The sequence below is a fragment of the Streptomyces sp. AM6-12 genome, from assembly GCF_044327085.1.
Taxonomy (GTDB): domain Bacteria; phylum Actinomycetota; class Actinomycetes; order Streptomycetales; family Streptomycetaceae; genus Streptomyces.
On sequence record NZ_JBIQWN010000001.1, the window covers coordinates 5,991,647 to 6,009,170 of the forward strand.

A 17,524-nucleotide genomic window follows, 5' to 3' on the forward strand; every position below is an offset into this window, starting at 1 on the left:
CCGCGGGGCGGGTAGAACAGTCGCGATGACCACGACTCTGCGGCCGGCCGAGCCGCTTCAGGAGCACCCCGACGGCACGCGCTCGCGCCGCTACCAGGTGTGCGTGAACAGCCGCCCCGCCGGTGAGATCCGCATCGGCACCTCGCCGGCCCTCGGCGACACGGTGGCCCGCATCGACGAGCTGCGGATCGCCGAGGCCGACCGCCGCCGCGGCCGGGGGACGATCGCCGCGCTCGCCGCGGAGGAGGTGGCGCGCGGCTGGGGCTGCCGGCAGATCGAGACGGTCGTACCGGCGGCCTCGGCGGACGCCGCGCTGCGGCTGTTCGACGCCCTCGGCTACACGCTGCGCAACCGGGGCATGGAGAAGCACCTCGCCGCCGCGCCGCCCGCGCTGCCGCCGGACCTCCGCGAACGCCCCATGAGCGAGGCGGAGTTCACGGCATGGCAGGCCCGCGAGCACGAGCGGTACGTCCGCACCTGGGCCGAGCGGGGCCTCGCCGAGGAGACCGCCCGCGCCAAGGCCCGCGCCGACCACGCCCGGCTGCTGCCGCGGGGGCTCGCGACCGGGGACATGGTCTTCAGCGTCCTGGAGCGCGCGGGAACCCGGGTCGGCACACTGTGGCTGGCCTTGCGGGAGAACACGGCGTACGTGTACGACGTCGAGACCGAGCCGGCCGAGCGCGGCCGGGGGTACGGCCGGGCCCTGATGCTCCTCGCGGAACACCAGTCCCTGACCGCCGGCCGCCCCCTCCTCGCCCTCAACGTGTTCACGGGCAACACCCCGGCGGAACGGCTGTACGCGTCACTCGGCTACGAAACGGTGACGTACTCCTTGTCGAAGCCGCTGGTGTAGGCGGGGGCGGGGGCGGGGGCGGGGCGGCGTGGTGGCCGGGGCTGGTGACGTGTGCCATGGGGGTGGTGGCTGAGGCGTGGCCCCGCGGGACGGCCGATGCCCCAGTGCCGCGCGGCGGGGTGCTGGGGCTTGGTGCCGTGGGCCAGGTGGCGGGTTGGCCGGGGGCCTGGGGCCCGGTGCGGTGCGGTGCGGCGTGGTGGCCGGGCATAGTGCCGTGGTCCCGGCGCCCAGCCCCTGGGGTGCGGTGCGGCTTGGTGTCCAGTGCCGTGCAGCGTACGGCGGGAGGGCCGAGGACTGGTGCCGTGCGCCCGGCCTTCGGCGCCCCACGCCCAGCCCCCAGTGTCCGGTGCAGCCCGATACCCGGCACCCGGCGGTACCCGATGCAGCGGGCTGCCCAATGCCGGTGTCCGGTGTCCGGTGTCCGGTGTCCGGCGGCCGATCCGGCGCCCGGCTTCGGCCCCGGTCGCGGAGCGGCTGCCTGGCCTCGCGGCTCGGGGCTCGGCGCCCTCAGGGCCCGGCGGACTCACCGCTCCCTGGACTCACCGCTCCGCGGGATCGCGGTTCGGCGGTGTTCTCAGGCGCCCTGCTCACCCAGCAGCCGGTCCGCGATCTCCTCGATCCGCTCGCGCAGCCCCTCCTGGCTCTTGCCGCCGTCCAGCCGCTCGCCGCCGATGACGTACGTCGGGGTGCCGGTCACGCCGATCGCCTTGCCCTCGGCCTGGTCGGCGTCGACGATCAGGATGTGCCGTCCGTCGATCAGCGCGGTGTCGAACTCCTCGGCGTCCAGGCCGAGTTCACGGGCCACCTCGACCAGGAAGGACTCTCCCTCGCGGTCCAGCCTCTCGACCCGCTCCAGGACGGCCTCCACGTACGGCCAGCCGGCCCCCTGCGCCAGCGCCTCCTCGGCGGCCTGCGCTGCGGCGAAGGCATGCTTGTGCCGCTCCAGCGGGAAGTGCCGCAGCCGCACGTCCAGCCGGTCGCCGTAACGGGCCCGCAGGGCGCGCACGTCGTCGAGGGCGGTACGGCAGTCGGGGCACTGGAGTTCGCACCAGACGTCGAGGACGACGGCGTCGGCGCGCACGGGGGAGGAGTCGCTCATACCCCCAGTCTTCCAGGCCACCCACGCCCGCCCCAATCGGACCTCGGCGCGGCCGGCCCCGCAGTGGTCCTCAGGGACAGCGGCCCACCACGGCACCGGCACCGCACCTGCACCGAAGGAGGAGGCGACCCGGAGATCACCCTGATCTGTGCTCCGGACCGTGGCCCCGCACGCGCCGGGCGGTGCAGGATGGAAGGGACGAAGCGCCGCACGTCGGCCATGCCGCTGTGCCCGCCACCACCGCGCACCGACCTGCCACCCGACCGAGCCCGCCCTGGAGGACCGGATGATTGCCGAGACCGTCTGCTCCGCCGTGTCCGCGGCGGGCCTGGGCATCGCGGTGGTCACGGCCTACCGCAGACGTTTCCTGTCGGCGGCCCGCATCGCGGCCTACGCCCTGGTGCCCGTCGGCCTCGTGCTGACCGGCGTCGTGGGCTGGCTCGCGCACACCGCCTTCAGCCCCGCCGCCTGGGCGGGCTTCGGCGTCCTGGCCGCGGCCTGGCTGCTGTTCGCCGGCACCCGCGCGGTCGAGCGCCGCAGGGCGGCAGCGCAAGGCGGGGCTGCGGCCGACGCCGGGGCGATACGCGCGGGCACCACGGCACCCGCGTCCTCCACACCGGCGCTGCGCCAGGGCCAGGGCAGGTCGCGGAGACAGGGGCAGGGACAGGCCGCGAGCCCGGCGTCCGGGGACGATTTCAGCGACATCGAGGCCATCCTCAAGAAGCACGGCATATGACAGTCACATGACTCGCCGGAGCGTCACAGTGAGTCCGAGGATGTCCGGAATCGTTCATCAGCCGAAGCGAGCCGGAAGCAAGATCGCGGGATTCGGCGAACTCCCGCAAGATCGTGAGTCCTGATCGCGTACCGGCTGGTCCGTGCGCCATCATCGGCCGCGAGATGCTGGATACGACACAGAGCGAGGCCGCGCCGCCGAAGGACGAGCCGCGCGGGTGCCTCTTCGCCCTCTCCCAGCCACCGCTGATGATCTTCCTTGCGGTGATCGGGTGTCTGATCCTCATGGCTGCGCTGCACGATCTGCTGTTGCTGTGAGCCGTACACGTCCGTCCCGGCGCCACCCGCCGGGACCGACGTCGCCCGAGAACCGCCGCCGCTCCCTCGACCCGGACAGCGGGCACCGATCCGGCCGGATCTCACCCGCTCGGGTGGACGGCTCAGCCGGTCGCTTCCTTGCGGCGCGCCCGGTACGCGGCCACATGCAGGCGGTTGCCGCAGGTGCGGCTGTCGCAGTAGCGGCGGGAGCGATTGCGGGACAGGTCCACGAAGGCGCGGCGGCAGTCCGGGGCCTCGCAGCGGCGCAGCCGCTCCTCCTCGCCGGCCACGACGAAGAAGGCCAGGGCCATGCCGCAGTCGGCGGCGAGGTGGTCGGCCACGGACGCGCCGGGGGCGAAGTAGTGGACGTGCCAGTCGTAGCCGTCGTGGTCGGTCAGCCGCGGGGTGGTGCCCGCCGCCGCGACCAACTCGTTGATCAGCCCGGCGGCGCTCCTGGCGTCCGGGGCCGCGAAGATCGCCGCGAACCGCGACCGCACCGCCCGCACGGCCGAGAGATCGGCCGACGAGACCACGCCGACATCGCTGATCTCGTGGGTCCGGACGAACTCCGCGAGGGTGGGGACATCGGGCAGCCCGTCCGGCGCCGTCTCGTCCTCCGGCGCGGTGTTCACCAGATCCACCACGGTGTCGAGGGCGCACCGGGTGTCATGGGTGATCAGCACGTAATCGCTCCCTGGCCTGAGGGTCGGGCAGGCGCCCGCCGATGCTGGCCGATGGTAGCGACAACGCCCGCCGCACGGGCTCCGTCCGGTCCCGACTGCCCGTGGAACGCCGCGGTGGGCCAGGGGTTCCCGGAAGCCGCCGTACGCCCGCTCCGGGCCCGCCTGAGCGGCAAGGGGGCGCGCAGGGACGGACCGACGCCGTTCCGTGAGCGCTCACGGTGACGGCGCCGGCCCGTGCCGTATGCGGTTGGCCTGGCCCGAGCCGTCTCCCCGAGTGGACGGCGCCGGGCTGCTTGGAAGGGCGGCGGGCTAGCTTTCCGCCAGGATGTGCGAGAGCTCTTGATCCAGATCGAAGTGCCGGTGCTCCGTACCGGGCGGCACGGCGGCGTCGGTTCGCTTCAGGAAGGACTCCAGGGCCCGCGCGGGCGCCTCGAGCAGGGCCTCCCCCTCAGGGGAGCTGAGGGCGATGCAGACAACGCCCTGACCATGGCTGCGGGACGGCCAGACGCGGACGTCTCCGGTTCCGGTGGGCCGGTGCAGCCCCTCGGCGAGGAGGTCGCGGGCGAACACCCACTCGACGGTCTCCTCGGCTCCGGTGTGGAAGGTGGCGTGCACGGCGTAGGGGTCGGCCGTGTCGTACCGCAGGCCTGCGGGGACAGGCAGGGAGGACTCGCTCGACACAACGAGGCGCAGGTGCAGCTCGCAGCTGACCGTGGTGTTCATAAGCGCCAGGGCCTTTCGCTCAGTGTGCGCTCGGGGATTCGCACGTCGGCGAAATCGACATGCCACCTACGGTGCCGTTGTAAACCCCTCTGAGGGTTTTGCGTGTGTTTACGACACTCTTACGGCCGAGAACTCGTACCGGATCTACGACCATTCCGGTGAGGTGAATCACTCGGGTAGCGTTGTCGGTATGAATACGGGGAGTGACGAAGCGGGGCTCGGGTCCCGCGCGCCGGAATTCGTCAAGGCGCGCAGGCTGCTGCACCGCGGCTGGCAGGCCGGCGTCTTCGTGATCGGCCTCGCGGTCGTGGTCGCCGGTGTCGCCATGCTCCCGCTGCCCGGACCCGGCTGGGTGGTGATCTTCGCCGGCATGGCGATCTGGGCGACCGAGTTCGTCTGGGCCCAGGTCGTGCTCCGCTGGACCAAACGCAAGGTCACCGAGGCGGCACAGCGTGCCCTCGAACCCGAGGTGCGCCGCCGCAACATCGCGCTGACCGTGACCGGAGCCGTGATCATCGTGGTGCTGGGCGCGATCTATCTCTGGCGGTTCGGCCTCGTGCCGCCCTGGAAGATCAACGGCCGGTGAGCCGCTCGCGCCGTGCCGCCCGCCCGCCGGCCCGGTGCTGGTCGAAGGCACCGGCTGACATGGGGTAATGTTCTTCCTGCGCCCGGGCGATTAGCTCAGTGGGAGAGCGCTTCGTTCACACCGAAGAGGTCACTGGTTCGAACCCAGTATCGCCCACCCCGGACCGACGGCCCATCCGCGAAAGAGCGGATGGGCCGTCGTCGTATTCATGAGCCGTGACGAACCGTCACCCGGCGGTTCGAGTTCCGCTCCCGCGCAACCGGCCGAAAGTACCCTGCGTTTTCCGGAAAGCCGCGGATTTTCCCGGCCGCCGCGCCGGGAGGGGGAAATTCCGCCCGGCGTCAACGCCCTGCGGCAGTACGTAATCTGAGCCCGAATCAGCCCGCGGCACGGACGGCCGCCCCGCCGCGGGCAGACTCGGCGCATGGACTGGAACCACTACCGCTTCCACAGCCCCTGGCGCCTGCCCGCCGCGCCGGCCGCCGTCTACGCCGTGCTGGAACGGCCCGAGGACTACCCCCACTGGTGGCCCCAGGTGCGCTCGGTGACCCGGCTCGACGACACCACCGGCATCCTCACCATCCGCTCGGCTCTGCCGTACGCCATGACCTTCACCGCGCACGAGCGGCGCCGCGACCCGGTCGCCGGGATCCTGGAGATCGCCATGAGCGGTGACATCGAGGGCTGGGCGCGCTGGACGGTCACCGCCGAGGGCACCGGGACGCTCGCCGTCTACGAGCAGGAAGTCGACGTCCGCAAGCCCCTGCTCCGGCACCTCGCCGTGCCCTGTCGCCCGGTCTTCCGCGCCAACCACCGCCTGATGATGCGGGCCGGCCGGCGCGGACTGCTGCGCCACCTGGGAGCGGTTTGAAGGATCGGCGTCGGGACCTGTATTGTTCAGTGCGTTCCCGGGCGATTAGCTCAGTGGGAGAGCGCTTCGTTCACACCGAAGAGGTCACTGGTTCGAACCCAGTATCGCCCACCGGGAAAGAGCCGGTCCGCAATAGCGGACCGGCTCTTTTGATGCCAGGGGGGCGTCATGGACAAGGAACAGGGCGGGCCACGCGGCGGGGACGGACCGAGACCCGGCGCACGGATGCGCGCGACGCGCGTCCGCAGTCTGATCGCGATCTTCTTCCTCGTACTGGTGCCGGGCTTCGCCGTGCTGCTGGCCCAGATCACCTTCAACACCGAACGCGTCACCACGATGTGGGTCGGGGCGCGGATCGCCGCCGACGGCAGCGCACGGATCACCGAGGTCATCGACTACGACTTCGGCTACCCGGACCAGGACCGGCACGGCATCTACCGCGACCTGCCGGACCTGCCCGACGACGAGGACCAGGCCCGCGTCACCGCCACCATGGACGGCCACCGCGTCCCCTGGGACCTCACGGCGGGCGACGAATACCTGGAAGCGGACGGCGAACGGGACAACGCCACCCGCATCGAGATCGGCGACCCGGACCGGGCCGTCACCGGGGTGCACCGCTACCGCGTCCAGTACACGCTCCAGGACGTGGTGAAGAACGGCCGGCTGGCCTGGGACGCGGTCGGCACCGGCTGGCGGGTCGACCGCTCCCGCGTCGAAGATCCATGTCGCCACCCCGTACCCGCTCGCCGTCCCGCGCTGTGTGCACGGCACCGACGGCTCCGAGCGGCCCTGCCCGGTGGAGCACCCCGGACCCGGCGAACTCACCGTCAGGCTGGGCCGGCTCAAGGGCAAGGAAGGGGTCACCCTCTACGCCGGACGCGGACACGGCGCCCCAAAGGCCGCGGCCCGACTGCCCGCGCCGCCCGCAGGCAAGGCCGTCGGCACCACACTGACCCACCCGCTGCGCAGCGCCGCCGACGCCATGGGCCTCGCCTTCGCCACCGCGCTGATCGTGATCGGGCTGCTGCGCCTCGCCGGCCGCGACCGCCCCGCGCCACCGGACACCGACCCCGGAACGCCCGGCCCCACACCGCCACCAGGACTGAACGCCGCCCAGGGCGGGCTCCTGCTCACCGAACGGATCGAGCCCCGGCAGCAGACCGCGTGGCTGCTCGACGCCGTCGCCGCCGGCCGTCTCGACCTCACCGGCGAGCAGCACGCGCCGAAGCTGCGCCGCCGCAGCGCCGGCCCCGGCACGTACGACCCGGTCACCAGGGACGTCTTCCAGCGCGTCTTCGCCGGCCGCCGCGAGGTCGTCCTCGGGGCGTACGACCCCGCGTTCCGGGCGGGCTGGGAGGCACTCGCCGGTCATCTGGCCCGGTGGCAGGCCGAGTCGGGCCTGTGGGAGGCGGCCTCGGTGCGCCGCGCCCGGATCGGCCGGTACGCCGGCCTCGCCGCGTGCCCGCTCGGCTTCGCCCTCGCCGTGGTGGGCGCGGCCCTCGGCGGCGGCCGCCATACGGTGGGCGGCCCCCTCCTCGTCACCGGCGCGGCCGTCTTCGGCGCGGGCCTCGCACTGGCCCGGCGCGCCTGGGAACTCCAGCGGCGCACCGCCGAGGGCAGCGCCCAGCGGCTACGGGCCGAGATGTTCCGGCGCTACCTCGCCGACCCCGGCGCCTTCCCCGACGTCGAACCCCTCGACCGCGACCGGATACGGCACTGCACCGCCTGGGCCGTCTCCTTCGGCCTCGCCGACCACTGGCGCGCGGCCGTGGCAGCCGCCACCGTCCCCACCCGTCAGCCCTCCCACCGCCCCGTCCGCCCGGACACCCTGCTCGCCCTCGCCCTCCTCGACCGTGCGAGGGCCTCCTCCAGAGCCCCGTCGTCCAGCGGTGGCTCCGGCGGCGGTTCGGGCGGCGGCGGCAGCTCCTCCTCTTCGGGTGTCGGCGGCGGCGCGGGGGGCGGCGGAGGCGGCTCCTGGTGAAGCGGCACCGCCGCGCCGCCGGGTGTCAGCCCGTGTCAGCGCCGGGCGCGACGACGTCGGGCGAGGCGGTGAGCGCGCGGCCTGACCGGCCGTCCGGCATCCCCTCCGCAACCCCCGTCCGCCACGCCGCAACCCCCGTTCCCTACGCCGCGGCCGGCAGTTCCGGTCGCAGGGGCCACTCCGTGCTGACCGTCTCCTCCGAGCCGTTGCGGGCGAACCAGGACTGGAGGCCGCGGGCCTGGGCGGCATGCCAGTCGGCCTGGAGGGCGTGCAGCTCGGCGGGGGAGAGCCGTTCGAGGCGGGTGGCGAAGCGGCGGCCCAGCGCCCGGACCACCTCCAGCGCGGCCAGCGCGTCCGCCGCCGCGTCATGCGCCCCTGCCAGCTCCACCCCGTAGTGCCCGCACAGGTCCGTCAGCGTGCGGCGCCCCTTGCGATAGCGGTCCAGATGCTTGTCCAGCACCCGCGGATCCAGCACCCGCAGCGGCACCGAGGGGAACCAGCGCTCCAGCGACGACGCCCGGTGCCGGCGCAACTCCCGGTCCAGCAGCGTCAGATCGAACGGCGCGTTCATCACGACCAGCGGACGCCCCCGCGCCGCGTGCTCCGCCAGCTGCTCGGCTATCTCGAACACCACCGGCGCCGGCCAGCGCCCGTTGCGCTGGAGGTGCTCCTCCGTCAGCCCGTGCACCGCCGTCGCCTCCGCCGGCACCGGCACCCCCGGATTCACCAGCCAGCGCGAGACGCGGGGCAGGGTCTCCGGTGCGTCCTGGACCACGACCGCGGCCGACACGATCCGGTCGGTCTCGACGTCCACACCCGTGGTCTCCGTGTCGAAGGCGGCCAACGGCCCTTCGTACCAGTACGTCATCCCAACCCAACTCCTCGTTCACCCACGGCAGATGACGTCCCGTCTTCTGCCCGTTTGGTGATACCCGCGCCGTTTGCGCCGTACGCCGCGAGGAGACAACAGGAGTACGGGTCTTTGCAGTTCAGCAGCCCGCAGCGGGGAAACCCTTGGTTTGGAAGGCTGTTCGTCATGGTCACTGTGCAGCCCGAGCGGAGCGGGCTGCTGCCCGAGCGCTCGGGCACCGTCCGCGGCTCGCTCGCCACCACCGCCTGCATGGAGACACTGCAGGTCGGCTACCTGCACGCGGTCGCCGCCGCGGCCGGCTGCTCGCTGTCCCAGCCCTTCCCGGACAACGGCATCGACTGGCACGTCAGCCACAGCGCGCCCGGCCACACCGTCGACGACGAGGTCACCATCAAGGTCCAGCTGAAGGCCACGTACCAGATACCGCCCCACCCGCCGGGCCGCACCTTCTCCTTCACCCTCGACAACGACCATCTGCGCAAGCTCGCCCGCACCCCCGTCTCGGTGCACAAGATCCTCGTCGTGATGCTGGTCCCGCGCACCCAGGACGACTGGCTGCGCGCCGGCCACGACCGCCTCGACCTGCGGCACTGCTGCTACTGGGTCAACCTGGCCGGCCACCCCCTCACCGGCCGGCACCGGACCACCGTGCGCATACCGACCACACGCATCTTCGACGACCGGGCGCTGTGCGAGATCATGACCCGCGTCGGGACGGGAGGCAGACCATGAGGATCCGTCCCCACGAGGAGCCGGCGGAGCGGCCGGACCCCGGTGCCCTCCCCTGGCACCGCGCACCCCGCCCCGCCGACGTCGACCCCACCGTGCTCGCCGCCCTGCTGCGCCGGCACGGCTGGCAGCGGCGTGGCGGCGCCACCGGACGCTACGGCCGCTGGACCCCGCCCGGACCCGGCGGCACCGCCACCAGTCTCCTGGTCCCGGAGAGCCGCGACTTCCCCGACAGCGACGACCTCCTCGCCGAAGCCCTGGACGCCCTCGCCCGCAGCGACACCCCCGCCGCCCGCGAGATGCTGATCTGCCTCGCCGTACCCAGCGACGAGATCCACTGGTGGCGCGACGCCCCGGACGGCCCGGCCGGCGTCGCCTCCTGGGGCCGCGACGAGCAACTACGCGACGCCGGACGCCAGTTGCTGCTCGCCGCCGCGCTCGCCACCCACGCCCGCGCCGGCTACCACGGCGCCCGCCACCGCCGCGCCGCCACCGCCCTCCTCGACGACGTCCTCGTCGGCCCCACCGCGGACGACGGCCGGCTGACCGCCTTCGCCCCCGTGGCCGTCGCCCGCCCGCTCGCCGTCCGCCTCCACCAGGCGCTGTACGCCGCCCGCGAGGCCATCGACTACCGGCGCGCCACCGGCGGCATGGACGCCTTCGACGGTGCCGTCGAGGCCGGCGTCAGCCGCGAACTCACCGAGGCGATCGGGGCGCTGGTACGGGGCACCGAGGGAGCCGGGGTCGCCGTCGCCTGGGCACCCGCCGCCGGGGTCCCCGAGGGCTGCGCGCCCGGCGCCGAACCCGTCGAGTTCTCCCCCGGCGACCTGCCCGTGCTGCGCGAGGCCGCGGCCCGGTATCTGCACGCCGAGCCCTCCGTGCCCGTGCGGATCACCGGCGCGGTGGTGCGCCTGCGCCGCTCGGGCCCCCGCGGCGAGGGCACCGTACGGCTGCGCGTCCTCGCCGGCGCCGAGGTGCCGCACGTCCGCGTCACCCTGGACGAGGAGGACTACCGCATCGCGGGCCACGCCCATCTCGTCGGCCTCCCGGTGCGGGTGCACGGCCGGCTGGAGCGGCGCGGCGGCTTCCGCAGGCTCACCGGCGCCTCCGGGGTCGTACCCGTGCAGGTGGACGACGCCGAGCGGGACCGGCTGATGAAGTCCCTCCAGGAGAACCTGGACTTCTTCGAGGAGGCCTGCGGGGAGGCGTGAGGGTGCGGGGACCGACCGTGACCGTTTCGCGGTCGGTGCCCTCGGGTCGGTACGATCGCCTGTGCGCGCGCTCCTGGTATGGCGCCGCACCCACCTTCAGTCAGGAGAGACCGGTGTCAGACGTCCGTGTGATCATCCAACGCGATTCCGAGCGGGAAGAACGCGTGGTGACGACGGGCACTACGGCCGCCGACCTCTTCGCGGGCGAGCGCTCGATCATCGCCGCGCGCGTGGGCGGCGAGCTGAAGGACCTCGCGTACGAACTGTCCGACGGCGACGAGGTCGAGGCCGTCGAGATCACCTCCGAGGACGGCCTGAACATCCTGCGCCACTCCACCGCGCACGTCATGGCGCAGGCCGTGCAGGAGCTGTTCCCCGAGGCCAAGCTGGGCATCGGCCCGCCGGTCAAGGACGGTTTCTACTACGACTTCGACGTCGAGAAGCCGTTCACGCCCGAGGATCTCAAGGCCATCGAGAAGAAGATGCAGGAGATCCAGAAGCGCGGGCAGAAGTTCGCCCGCCGCGTCGTCACCGACGAGGCCGCCCGCGAGGAGCTGGCCGACGAGCCGTACAAGCTGGAGCTGATCGGCCTCAAGGGCTCCGCGTCGCACGACGACGGCGCGGACGTCGAGGTCGGCGCCGGCGAGCTGACGATCTACGACAACCTGGACGCCAAGACCGGCGAGCTGTGCTGGAAGGACCTCTGCCGCGGTCCCCACCTGCCCTCCACCCGCCTCATCCCGGCGTTCAAGCTGATGCGCAACGCGGCCGCCTACTGGCGCGGCAGCGAGAAGAACCCCATGCTCCAGCGCATCTACGGCACCGCCTGGCCGTCCAAGGACGAGCTGAAGGCGTACCTGGAGTTCCTCGCCGAGGCCGAGAAGCGCGACCACCGCAAGCTCGGCGCCGAGCTGGACCTCTTCTCCATCCCCGAGCAGATCGGCTCCGGCCTCGCCGTCTTCCACCCCAAGGGCGGCATCATCCGCCGCACCATGGAGGACTACTCGCGGCGCCGCCACGAGGAAGAGGGCTACGAGTTCGTCTACACCCCGCACGCGACGAAGGGGAAACTCTTCGAGACCTCGGGCCACCTGGACTGGTACGCCGACGGCATGTACCCGCCCATGCAGCTCGACGAGGGCGTGGACTACTACCTCAAGCCCATGAACTGCCCGATGCACAACCTGATCTTCGACGCGCGCGGCCGGTCGTACCGTGAGCTGCCGCTGCGCCTCTTCGAGTTCGGGACCGTGTACCGGTACGAGAAGTCGGGCGTCGTGCACGGCCTCACCCGCGCCCGCGGCTTCACGCAGGACGACGCGCACATCTACTGCACCCGTGAGCAGATGTCCGAGGAACTGGACAAGACGCTCACCTTCGTCCTCGGCCTGCTGCGGGACTACGGCCTGACCGACTTCTACCTGGAGCTGTCCACCAAGGACGAGACGAAGTTCGTCGGTTCGGACGAGGCGTGGGAGGAGGCCACCGAGACCCTGCGGCAGGTCGCCGAGAAGCAGGGCCTGCCCCTGGTCCCCGATCCGGGCGGCGCCGCGTTCTACGGCCCGAAGATCTCCGTGCAGGCCAAGGACGCCATCGGCCGCACCTGGCAGATGTCGACCATCCAGCTCGACTTCAACCTGCCCGAGCGCTTCAACCTGGAGTTCACCGGCTCCGACGGCTCCAAGCAGCGCCCGGTCATGATCCACCGTGCGCTGTTCGGCTCCATCGAGCGCTTCTTCGCGGTCCTCCTGGAGCACTACGCGGGCGCCTTCCCGGCGTGGCTGGCGCCGGTGCAGGCGGTCGGCATCCCGATCGGTGACGCCCACGTCGAGTACCTGGAGAAGTTCGCCGTGGCGGCCCGCAAGCAGGGCCTGCGCGTCGAGGTGGACTCCTCCTCGGACCGCATGCAGAAGAAGATCCGCAACGCGCAGAAGCAGAAGGTGCCCTTCATGGTCATCGCGGGCGACGAGGACATGTCGAACGGCTCGGTGTCCTTCCGCTACCGCGACGGTTCCCAGGAGAACGGCATCCCGGTCGACGAGGCCATCGCCAAGATCGCCAAGATCGTGGCGGAGCGCGCCCAGGTCTGACCCCGGCCGAGAAGGGCCCCCGGCGGACGTGCGTCTCCGGGGGCCCTGGCCTGTCCCGATGCCTTACGCCATATGCTGCATGGCATGACCAGTGAGCCGGAGCAGCAGATCGGCGTGGGGACGCAGGACGCGTTCCAGCGCCTGTGGACGCCTCATCGGATGGCCTACATCCAGGGCGAGAACAAGCCGAGCGGCCCGGATGCCGGAGACGGCTGTCCCTTCTGCTCGATTCCGGCCAAGCCCGACGAGGACGGCCTGATCGTCAGGCGCGGCGAGCAGGTGTACGCGGTGCTCAACCTGTACCCGTACAACGGCGGTCACCTCATGGTCGTGCCCTACCGCCACGTGGCCGACTACACGGACCTCACCGGTCCGGAGACCGCCGAGCTGGCGGAGCTGACCAAGCAGGCGATGACCGCCCTGCGCACCGCCTCCGGGGCGCACGGCTTCAACATCGGCATGAACCAGGGCGCGGTGGCGGGCGCCGGCATCGCCGCCCATCTGCACCAGCACGTCGTGCCCCGCTGGGGTGGCGACACCAATTTCATGCCGGTGGTGGGCCACACCAAGGTCCTCCCGCAGCTCCTCGCCGACACCCGCAAGATGCTGGCGGACGCCTGGCCCGCCTAGACCGGTACGCCGCGCACAAGAGGGCGCCCCCCTTGCTCAGGGGGGGCGCCCTCTTCAGGTTCCGGACGCGTCACGCGTCATACAGGTCCGCCTTGCGCGGGGACGGGTCCTGGACCAGTCCGCTGAGCACCGAGGAGCGGTTGCCGAACTTCTCCGTGTCGACGCCGTGTTCCCTGAGGACCTTGATCGCGGCCGCGTGCACGACCCTGAGCACCGGGGTGGCCGCGCGCAGCGCGTCGTCGGCCATGAAGCGGTGCTTCCACGGCTGGTCCGCCCAGGCGTGCCGCAGTCCGAACGGCTCGGGCAGGCCCAGGGAGCCGCCGAGCCAGTTGAGCAGCGGCGGGTACCAGGCCAGCGGGGCGCGCACGGCGAGCCGTACGACCTCGTCGGTGGTCATCAGGGGCAGGTTGATCTTGCGGGTCTCCCAGGGCTTGAAGGTCTTGGCGACCTCCTTGGACGGCGCCTCCGGCTTGCTCCAGAACAGCCCGTTGACCGGGCCGAGCGCATGGCCGGTGACCTCGATGCGCAGCGTTTCGTGCAGCACGGTGACCGTGATCATCATGGTGATCACCAGCTGGCCGTCCCACAGCGTCCACTGCACGCCCAGGTAGTGCCGGTCGCCCTTGCCGAACTGCTGCTTGTTGCAGATCTCCTGTATGGCGTGCGGCTTGACCTGGAAGGCCTCCACGTCGGTGCCCTCGGGGCGGGAGACGGCCGCCGCGCCCTCGGGGATCGGGGTGACGATCCAGTGCTTGACGGACGGCTTGGGGAAGCCCCCGGTGTTCAGCGGGCCGCGCTCCAGCAGGGCCAGCTGGTCGTGGATCGCGCGGATGACGTCCCAGCTGCGGAACGGGTGGATCTCGCGGCCGGGGTCGGCGGAGACCAGTTCCTCGGCGAGCTGCCAGGAGCCCCAGCGGGTGCCCATGCCGAGTATGCCCTTGGGGCCCGCGTAGAAGACCGAGTTGGACTGCTGTTCGGCGCTGAGCCGGGCCAGCGACTCGCGCAGCGCGTCGGCGGCGCTCTGGTTCGGGCCGCGCGGCACCGCCTCGGGCACCTTGATGCCGACGCTGCTGCCCGACAGCAGGCCGTCCCAGCGGGCGCGCAGATCCTGGGCGGTGCGCTCGCAGATCCGCTTGGCCAGGTACCAGCCGATGACGGGCAGCACCACGGCCGCCCGTGCGTACCATCCCCAGAAGCCGCCGAACGGCATCTTCCACAGGAACAGCGCGGCCAGCAGGCCCACGCCGAGGAGCAGGGTGGTGGCGAGGGTGCCGGCCCGTTTGTCGTCCCGTCTGGCGACGAAGGCGCGCAGCTGGAAGACGAGCAGCCAGCCGATCAGGCCCGGCAGGAAGATCAGGCCGCACAGGACCGTCACGAGGGTCAGCCGGTTGTCGCGCTCGCGGCGGATGTTGTTGGCCGCCAGGCAGTGCTCGACCACGAACTGGGGTTCGGAGCCGAAGGACTGGATGAGCGGCTTGCGGCCGGGTCCGAGCATGCGGTCCACGACGGCGCGGGAGAACGCCTCACCGAGATTGGGCCTGAACAGCCGGACCCTGCCGCCCTTGACGGTGGACTGGTGCCATTCGTTGTCGGCGTCCTTGATCTTGTCGACCGGGCCGTCCCGGTAGGCCGCGGAGGCCAGCGCGGCCGTCGCCGCCTGCTGGCCGTCGCCGGAGACGGGCACCTGGGGCCCGTCCCACTCCGTTCCAAACGACATTCCCGCCCCCATCGCCGCCGGTGTCGCTTCTGCGGCCTTCCCGACTTCCCTGCCCCGCACACCTTTTGGGCCCGTCGTCGTACCGGAACCGGACGGCCGGCGCGGGACGTGCCCTGGGTGATCAGGGTATCCGCCGGTACCGACAGTCGGGGGGCGGACGGCGGAAGCCGTCCGCCCCGAACCGGTGAACCACCCGCCGAACTACCCCTCGTCCCCGCCCTGTTCGCGGATGCGTTCGGCGATCTGCGCGGGCATCGGCTCGTGCCGTGCGTACGCCCGGTCGAAGCGGGCCGTGCCGTGGGAGAGCGAGCGCAGGTCGACGGCGTAGCGGCCGATCTCGAACTCGGGGACCTCGGCCCGGATCAGGGTGCGGCCGGCGCCCACCTGTTCGGTGCCGAGCAGCCGGCCGCGGCGGCCCGAGAGGTCGCTCATCACGGCGCCCACGTAGTCGTCGGGGACCAGGACGCCGACCTCGGCGACGGGCTCCAGGAGATGGATCTTCGCGTCGGCGGCGGCCTCGCGCAGGGCGAGCGCGCCCGCGGTCTGGAAGGCGGCGTCGGAGGAGTCCACCGAGTGCGCCTTGCCGTCGACCAGGGTGACCCGTACGTCCACGAGGGGATGTCCGGCGGCGACGCCCTTGGCGGCCTGGGCGCGGATCCCCTTCTCCACGGAGGGGATGAACTGGCGCGGCACCGCCCCGCCGACCACCTTGTCCACGAACTCGATGCCGGAGCCGCCGGGCAGCGGTTCGACCTCGATCTCGCAGATGGCGTACTGGCCGTGGCCGCCGGACTGCTTGACGTGCCGGCCGCGCCCGGTGGCCTTGCCGGCGAACGTCTCGCGCAGGGAGACCTTGTGCGGTACGACGTCGACCTGGACGCCGTAGCGGCTGCGCAGCCGTTCCAGCGCGACGTCCGCGTGCGCCTCGCCGAGGCACCACAGCACCACCTGGTGGGTGTCCTGGTTCTGCTCCAGGCGCATCGTCGGGTCCTCGGCGACCAGCCGGGACAGCCCTTGCGAGAGTTTGTCCTCGTCGGCCTTGCTGTGCGCCTGGATGGCGACGGGGAGCAGCGGGTCCGGCATCCGCCAGGGTTCCATCAGCAGCGGGTCGTCCTTGGCGGAGAGGGTGTCCCCGGTCTCGGCGCGGGCGAGTTTGGCGACGCACACCAGGTCGCCGGCGACGGCCTGGGTGACCGGTCGCTGCTGTTTGCCGAAGGGCATGGACAGGGGGCCGACCTTCTCGTCGACGTCGTGGTCCTCGTGGCCCCGGTCGGTCAGGCCGTGTCCGGAGACGTGCACCGGCTGGTCGGGGCGCAGGGTGCCGGAGAAGACGCGGACCAGGGAGAGGCGGCCGACGTAGGGGTCCGAGGCGGTCTTGACGACCTCTGCGGCCAGCGGTCCCCCGGTGTCGCACGGTTTGAGCTCGCGGGGCTTGCCGTCGATGGTGGTCACGCCGGGCACGGGGTGTTCGAAGGGGGTCGGGAACCCGCCGGTGACCAGGTCGAGCAGTTCCACGGTGCCGAGGCCCTGGCGGGCGCCGTCGGCGGCGGGGGCGGCGGCCAGCACCGGGAAGAAGCTGCCGCGGGCCACGGCCCGTTCGAGGTCCTGGACGAGGGTCTTCAGCTCGACCTGTTCGCCGCCGAGGTAGCGGTCCATGAGGGTCTCGTCCTCGCTCTCGGCGATGATCCCCTCGATGAGCCGGTCGCGGGCCTCGTCCAGGTCGGGCAGCTGATCGGGGCCGGGTTCGGACTCCTTGCGTTCGCCGGTCGAGTAGTCGAACAGCTTGCGGGTGAGCAGTCCCACCAGGCCGGTGACGGGCGCGTGCCCGTCGGGTCCCTCGGGTCCGCGCAGCGGCAGGTAGAGGGGGAGTACGGCGTCGGGGTCGTCGCCGCCGAAGGCCTCGGCGCAGATCCGGGTCGTCTCCTCGAAGTCGGCGCGGGCCGCCTCCAGGTGGGTGATCACGATCGCGCGGGGCATCCCGACGGCCGCGCACTCCTCCCACACCATGCGGGTGGAGCCGTCCACGCCGTCCGCGGCCGAGACGACGAAGAGGGCCGCGTCCGCGGCGCGCAGACCGGCCCGCAGCTCCCCGACGAAGTCGGCGTAGCCGGGGGTGTCCAAAATGTTGATCTTGATGCCGTCCCAGGCGACCGGCACCAGGGACAGCTGGACGGAGCGCTGCTGGCGGTGCTCGATCTCGTCGTAGTCGGAGAGGGAGCCGCCGTCCTCCACGCGGCCCGCCCGGTTCACCGCCCCGGCGGTCAGCGCGAGGGCCTCCACCAGGGTCGTCTTGCCCGATCCGGAGGGGCCGACCAGCACCACGTTCCGTATGGACGCGGGTTGGTCGGCCGTCAGAGCCCTGCCGGCGGCTCCGGGGTGTGTCTGAGTCTTGTCGCCCATGATCCTGCCTCCCGTGCACGGTGA

Annotated in this window: 16 protein-coding genes, 2 tRNA genes and 1 pseudogene; 13 read left to right on the forward strand and 6 right to left on the reverse strand. The window is 72.3% G+C overall.

Annotation, left to right across the window (positions count from 1 at the left end; genetic code table 11):
• Window positions 1-25 precede the first annotated feature (25 nt).
• Entirely contained in the window at window positions 26-853 is an 828-nt protein-coding gene (locus ACE4Q9_RS27295) for a GNAT family N-acetyltransferase (protein ID WP_397986872.1), read from the forward strand.
• A 574-nt stretch (window positions 854-1,427) separates the two neighbouring features.
• On the opposite strand, the gene ACE4Q9_RS27300 is transcribed toward ACE4Q9_RS27295, so the two are convergent.
• Window positions 1,428-1,952, reverse strand: coding sequence for a DsbA family protein (locus ACE4Q9_RS27300; protein WP_397986873.1), 525 nt, complete (start codon window positions 1,950-1,952; stop codon window positions 1,428-1,430).
• Window positions 1,953-2,238: 286 nt separating this feature from the next.
• Between ACE4Q9_RS27300 and ACE4Q9_RS27305 the strand changes: the two genes are divergently transcribed.
• Complete coding sequence (locus tag ACE4Q9_RS27305) at window positions 2,239-2,688, forward strand: hypothetical protein (protein ID WP_397986874.1); 450 nt, start codon at window positions 2,239-2,241, stop codon at window positions 2,686-2,688.
• Between the two features lie 164 nt (window positions 2,689-2,852).
• Window positions 2,853-3,005, forward strand: a complete 153-nt coding sequence (locus ACE4Q9_RS27310) for a hypothetical protein (RefSeq protein WP_164932512.1) — start codon at window positions 2,853-2,855, stop codon at window positions 3,003-3,005.
• A 122-nt stretch (window positions 3,006-3,127) separates the two neighbouring features.
• Here ACE4Q9_RS27310 and ACE4Q9_RS27315 read toward each other — a convergent pair whose 3' ends face one another.
• Complete coding sequence (locus ACE4Q9_RS27315) at window positions 3,128-3,688, reverse strand: CGNR zinc finger domain-containing protein (RefSeq protein WP_397986875.1); 561 nt, start codon at window positions 3,686-3,688, stop codon at window positions 3,128-3,130.
• Between the two features lie 309 nt (window positions 3,689-3,997).
• The gene (locus ACE4Q9_RS27320; RefSeq protein ID WP_004002642.1) at window positions 3,998-4,411 is read right to left on the reverse strand and encodes an SsgA family sporulation/cell division regulator; all 414 of its coding nucleotides are present in this window, start codon (window positions 4,409-4,411) and stop codon (window positions 3,998-4,000) included.
• Between the two features lie 190 nt (window positions 4,412-4,601).
• Here ACE4Q9_RS27320 and ACE4Q9_RS27325 point away from each other — a divergent pair, with 190 nt between their 5' ends.
• From ACE4Q9_RS27325 to ACE4Q9_RS27350, 6 genes and pseudogenes are all read left to right on the forward strand, one after another.
• Window positions 4,602-4,997, forward strand: coding sequence for a TIGR02611 family protein (locus tag ACE4Q9_RS27325; RefSeq protein WP_397986876.1), 396 nt, complete (start codon window positions 4,602-4,604; stop codon window positions 4,995-4,997).
• 84 nt (window positions 4,998-5,081) lie between these two features.
• A tRNA-Val gene (locus ACE4Q9_RS27330) sits at window positions 5,082-5,153 on the forward strand.
• 268 nt (window positions 5,154-5,421) lie between these two features.
• A complete protein-coding gene (locus tag ACE4Q9_RS27335) occupies window positions 5,422-5,868 on the forward strand; it encodes an SRPBCC family protein (protein ID WP_397986877.1) in 447 nt (148 codons plus the stop codon).
• A 39-nt stretch (window positions 5,869-5,907) separates the two neighbouring features.
• Window positions 5,908-5,979: transfer RNA gene (locus ACE4Q9_RS27340), tRNA-Val, on the forward strand.
• Between the two features lie 225 nt (window positions 5,980-6,204).
• Window positions 6,205-6,525 (forward strand): annotated as a pseudogene (locus ACE4Q9_RS27345) (DUF2207 domain-containing protein); the annotation flags it as partial.
• Between the two features lie 106 nt (window positions 6,526-6,631).
• Complete coding sequence (locus ACE4Q9_RS27350) at window positions 6,632-7,852, forward strand: DUF2207 family protein (protein WP_397986878.1); 1,221 nt, start codon at window positions 6,632-6,634, stop codon at window positions 7,850-7,852.
• Between the two features lie 142 nt (window positions 7,853-7,994).
• On the opposite strand, the gene ACE4Q9_RS27355 is transcribed toward ACE4Q9_RS27350, so the two are convergent.
• The gene (locus ACE4Q9_RS27355) at window positions 7,995-8,720 is read right to left on the reverse strand and encodes a 3'-5' exonuclease (protein WP_397986879.1); all 726 of its coding nucleotides are present in this window, start codon (window positions 8,718-8,720) and stop codon (window positions 7,995-7,997) included.
• A 168-nt stretch (window positions 8,721-8,888) separates the two neighbouring features.
• Here ACE4Q9_RS27355 and ACE4Q9_RS27360 point away from each other — a divergent pair, with 168 nt between their 5' ends.
• The 4 genes from ACE4Q9_RS27360 to ACE4Q9_RS27375 all read left to right on the forward strand — a co-directional run bounded on the left by ACE4Q9_RS27360 (window position 8,889) and on the right by ACE4Q9_RS27375 (window position 13,383).
• Window positions 8,889-9,455, forward strand: coding sequence for a DUF4365 domain-containing protein (locus tag ACE4Q9_RS27360; protein ID WP_397986880.1), 567 nt, complete (start codon window positions 8,889-8,891; stop codon window positions 9,453-9,455).
• The gene (locus ACE4Q9_RS27365; RefSeq protein ID WP_397986881.1) at window positions 9,452-10,663 is read left to right on the forward strand and encodes a hypothetical protein; all 1,212 of its coding nucleotides are present in this window, start codon (window positions 9,452-9,454) and stop codon (window positions 10,661-10,663) included. Before ACE4Q9_RS27360 ends, ACE4Q9_RS27365 begins: the two co-directional genes overlap by 4 nt.
• A 113-nt stretch (window positions 10,664-10,776) precedes the next feature.
• A complete protein-coding gene (thrS, locus tag ACE4Q9_RS27370; protein WP_397986882.1) occupies window positions 10,777-12,753 on the forward strand; it encodes a threonine--tRNA ligase in 1,977 nt (658 codons plus the stop codon).
• Between the two features lie 72 nt (window positions 12,754-12,825).
• On the forward strand, window positions 12,826-13,383 hold the full coding sequence (locus tag ACE4Q9_RS27375; protein WP_397986883.1) for an HIT family protein: 558 nt from the start codon (window positions 12,826-12,828) through the stop codon (window positions 13,381-13,383).
• A 70-nt stretch (window positions 13,384-13,453) separates the two neighbouring features.
• On the opposite strand, the gene ACE4Q9_RS27380 is transcribed toward ACE4Q9_RS27375, so the two are convergent.
• Together ACE4Q9_RS27380 and ACE4Q9_RS27385 are read right to left on the reverse strand one after the other, a co-directional pair.
• A complete protein-coding gene (locus tag ACE4Q9_RS27380) occupies window positions 13,454-15,100 on the reverse strand; it encodes a hypothetical protein (protein ID WP_397986884.1) in 1,647 nt (548 codons plus the stop codon).
• Window positions 15,101-15,301: 201 nt separating this feature from the next.
• Window positions 15,302-17,500 carry an elongation factor G-like protein EF-G2 gene (locus ACE4Q9_RS27385; protein WP_397986885.1) on the reverse strand — a complete coding sequence of 733 codons (2,199 nt, stop codon included), beginning with the start codon at window positions 17,498-17,500 and terminating at the stop codon, window positions 15,302-15,304.
• Window positions 17,501-17,524: the final 24 nt, after the last annotated feature.

Coding starts and splice junctions, on each gene's coding strand:
- ACE4Q9_RS27310 (WP_164932512.1), top strand. CDS start 2,853: ATGCTGGATACGACACAGAGCGAGGCCGCGCCGCCGAAGGACGAGCCG.
- ACE4Q9_RS27335 (WP_397986877.1), top strand. CDS start 5,422: ATGGACTGGAACCACTACCGCTTCCACAGCCCCTGGCGCCTGCCCGCC.
- ACE4Q9_RS27360 (WP_397986880.1), top strand. CDS start 8,889: ATGGTCACTGTGCAGCCCGAGCGGAGCGGGCTGCTGCCCGAGCGCTCG.
- ACE4Q9_RS27385 (WP_397986885.1), bottom strand. CDS start 17,500: ATGGGCGACAAGACTCAGACACACCCCGGAGCCGCCGGCAGGGCTCTG.
- ACE4Q9_RS27300 (WP_397986873.1), bottom strand. CDS start 1,952: ATGAGCGACTCCTCCCCCGTGCGCGCCGACGCCGTCGTCCTCGACGTC.
- ACE4Q9_RS27365 (WP_397986881.1), top strand. CDS start 9,452: ATGAGGATCCGTCCCCACGAGGAGCCGGCGGAGCGGCCGGACCCCGGT.
- ACE4Q9_RS27320 (WP_004002642.1), bottom strand. CDS start 4,411: ATGAACACCACGGTCAGCTGCGAGCTGCACCTGCGCCTCGTTGTGTCG.
- ACE4Q9_RS27375 (WP_397986883.1), top strand. CDS start 12,826: ATGCTGCATGGCATGACCAGTGAGCCGGAGCAGCAGATCGGCGTGGGG.
- ACE4Q9_RS27380 (WP_397986884.1), bottom strand. CDS start 15,100: ATGTCGTTTGGAACGGAGTGGGACGGGCCCCAGGTGCCCGTCTCCGGC.
- ACE4Q9_RS27305 (WP_397986874.1), top strand. CDS start 2,239: ATGATTGCCGAGACCGTCTGCTCCGCCGTGTCCGCGGCGGGCCTGGGC.
- ACE4Q9_RS27325 (WP_397986876.1), top strand. CDS start 4,602: ATGAATACGGGGAGTGACGAAGCGGGGCTCGGGTCCCGCGCGCCGGAA.
- ACE4Q9_RS27295 (WP_397986872.1), top strand. CDS start 26: ATGACCACGACTCTGCGGCCGGCCGAGCCGCTTCAGGAGCACCCCGAC.
- ACE4Q9_RS27355 (WP_397986879.1), bottom strand. CDS start 8,720: ATGACGTACTGGTACGAAGGGCCGTTGGCCGCCTTCGACACGGAGACC.